Source organism: Thermosulfurimonas dismutans (assembly GCF_001652585.1).
GTDB lineage: Bacteria > Desulfobacterota > Thermodesulfobacteria > Thermodesulfobacteriales > Thermodesulfobacteriaceae > Thermosulfurimonas > Thermosulfurimonas dismutans.
Map to the genome: position 1 here is coordinate 1 of NZ_LWLG01000030.1, position 2,052 is coordinate 2,052.

The 2,052-nt window shown below is 37.8% G+C and carries 4 protein-coding genes; 1 reads left to right on the plus strand and 3 read right to left on the minus strand.

Annotated elements, in window-relative coordinates:
• Positions 1 to 94: 94 nt before the first annotated feature.
• The gene (locus tag TDIS_RS10525) at positions 95 to 400 is read left to right on the plus strand and encodes a DUF2442 domain-containing protein (protein ID WP_244147515.1); all 306 of its coding nucleotides are present in this window, start codon (positions 95 to 97) and stop codon (positions 398 to 400) included.
• A 14-nt stretch (positions 401 to 414) separates the two neighbouring features.
• On the opposite strand, the gene TDIS_RS10530 is transcribed toward TDIS_RS10525, so the two are convergent.
• From TDIS_RS10530 to TDIS_RS11215, 3 genes are all read right to left on the minus strand, one after another.
• On the minus strand, positions 415 to 792 hold the full coding sequence (locus tag TDIS_RS10530) for a PIN domain-containing protein (RefSeq protein ID WP_068671848.1): 378 nt from the start codon (positions 790 to 792) through the stop codon (positions 415 to 417).
• Entirely contained in the window at positions 764 to 1,006 is a 243-nt protein-coding gene (locus TDIS_RS10535) for an AbrB/MazE/SpoVT family DNA-binding domain-containing protein (RefSeq protein WP_068671849.1), read from the minus strand. Before TDIS_RS10535 ends, TDIS_RS10530 begins: the two co-directional genes overlap by 29 nt.
• 170 nt (positions 1,007 to 1,176) lie before the next feature.
• Positions 1,177 to 2,052 (minus strand): hypothetical protein (locus TDIS_RS11215; RefSeq protein ID WP_161939526.1); only part of this gene is annotated, 876 nt, incomplete at its 5' end.

Below are 2,052 nucleotides of genomic sequence, written 5' to 3' on the forward strand. Positions count from 1 at the left end.
TAACCATCCTAAACGCCAGTCGTCTCAAAACTAGACTTATTTAGTGCCAGTGTCATTAAAAAGTACTTTTTCGGAAAGCCCTCGGGCTAAGAAAGTGGAAATCAAGGAGGACCGTCTTGTAGTGGAATTGGTGGACGGACGGATCCTGATGGTGCCTTTAGTCTGGTATCCCCGTTTATGGCACGCTACACCGGAAGAACGTAAGCAGTTTGAACTTCTTGCCGACGGAGAGATAATTCATTGGCCTCTCATAGACGAAGATCTGAGCGTGGAAGGCTTGCTTGCAGGGCGCAGGTCCGGAGAGTCACCGGATTCTTTTTCTAAGTGGCGCAAGAGCCGATCCCGCCGAGAGACCTCGGACCAAAAAATGGAACCAGACACCTTAATTGGAAGCGGGTAAGAGCCAAACGAAATTTAGCCGGATACATCCCGATCAAAACTGAAAGGCCGAAAACCTTTAATCCTGGCCCAAGCCAAAACTATGGCGTCTACTATATCTATGTTTTTAGTCCCAAATAAGATCAAAGCTTCCCGATAAACTTCGAGTTCCCCTTCGAGGCCTTTGTAGTCCAGAAGTCGAATGAGCTTGTCCACGGCCTGATCCTTGGGCACCCCGTAAACTTTGAGGAGCACATAGATAGTCTCGGCCAGAACGCTTTCCGGGAGAAAGGCCCGAATCTCTCCTAGCTTGACCTGCTCCCAGAAGGCTCGGGCTTTCTCGAAGTGCTCCGGATGATCCCCGATGAGATACCGAATGATAACATTAGTGTCTACCACGATCAAATTTCTCACGCACGGCCTCCGTCCAGGCTTCTTTTCTGACCTGATCTAGGTCCACCCTCTTGGCATATTTCTTTAAAGAAGCAGCCAGATCCTCTACCGGCTCGATTATCACTTGTCGGTCGTGGAGAACTAGCTTAAGAACCCCGGATCCGAGAGCCTCCCTCATCTCTTTGGGAAGGGTGATCTGTCCTTTCTTGGATATTTTTACCGTCTTGACTATCATGGCCTTACTCCTCAGTTAAAAGCGTTCTTATTTTCATTGTAAAGCAGATTTTAAAAGTAAGGAAGAATTTAATGCCTGTAATTCAGACCGAACTATAATCGATAGACCAATGTCCTTTACTTTGAACTTTGATCCCCACAAAGAGACTACAATTCTTAATTACAACTATACTAAATACTACTTTTCTCTATTCTTTTTCCTTCTAAAGCAATATAATCAAATGTAAACCGATGTTCACTTGGATTCTGTTCACAAACGGAAATAAACCGTTTAGATTTTTTATCGAATTTAATTTTTAGTTTAGCATATACAGAATGAGAACTACATATAGGACATAGTGTTTCATATTTTGTATAATAAACAAAATTTGTACCATCTTGCGAGCTTCTTATCTCAACATAAAAATTAAGAGGAAGTTTTACTAATTTTTTATCTCTAATTGCTGAAGTTATAAAAGCTAAAGGCCATAAAGCAAACAAAATAGTAGAAGCAAAGGGAATTGCAAATTTATATTCAAATAAATCCTTTAAATCAAGATATATTCTAAACAAAATCGCCCAAATTATCCCACTAATTAAGAATAAGAAAAAATATTTACCTTTTGTTGTAATATACAAATAACCACTCACAACTAAAATAAATGTTATAACACTAAAAATGATAGCTCCTATAACAGCGGAAATATTATAGACAATTTTAAAACTGGAACTGCTCATTTTGAAAATTTCTTTTCTCTTATAATTTACAATAGAAAGTTTTGAAATTTCTTCACTTTCGACTTCATGTTTATTCGATGGGAATTCAATATCTAAACACAATTTCTTTTTCTTTTTGGTTTTACAATTAACAAAAACAATTCTATTTTTATAAGAAAATTTTGTATAATATTCATCAATTTTTTCCCTCAAACGTTTAAGTGCTTTTTCGACTCTATCATTAACTTTCTTTTCATTTTCTTGCAATTCTTCATAATCTTTTTCTGTAAAGAAGTCTTTATAAGATGGTTCAGGATCTTCTTCTTTCTCATAAATTTCTCGGTATTTTTC

Excerpts from the sequence above, each read along its gene's own strand:
- TDIS_RS10535 (WP_068671849.1), bottom strand. The coding sequence starts at position 1,006 with ATGATAGTCAAGACGGTAAAAATATCCAAGAAAGGACAGATCACCCTT.